This window comes from Gilvimarinus sp. 1_MG-2023, from assembly GCF_030548285.1.
In genome coordinates, this window is sequence record NZ_JAUOSC010001019.1 from 1 (window position 1) to 271 (window position 271).

The 271-nt window shown below is 52.4% G+C and carries 1 protein-coding gene; it reads right to left on the minus strand.

Annotation, left to right across the window (positions count from 1 at the left end):
• Nucleotides 1–212, minus strand: a 212-nt coding sequence (locus Q4563_RS19970) for a hypothetical protein (RefSeq protein ID WP_303605757.1), incomplete at its 3' end; no start/stop codon positions are given.
• Nucleotides 213–271 lie beyond the last annotated feature (59 nt).

Genomic DNA, 271 nt, shown 5'->3' on the forward strand with positions numbered 1-271 from the left:
GTTTTGTTGGCTTCGTTGAGCTGATAGCTGAGATCTGCCGCCTGTTGCCGTAATGTCTTGGCTGCTTCCTGTTCTTGCTGATGCTGACTGAGCAGTTCCGTCAGACTGGTTTCAGCGTCTTTTACCTGTTGCTGCCAGCGACGACTGAGCCAAAAACCTACTCCTCCGCCGCCAATGATAAATCCGGCCAGCAGCGCCAATACGATCAGCATACCTTGTCTCCTGTGAGTGCCTGTGCAATGGCTGGCTATCATACCTGCTTGTTGTGAGT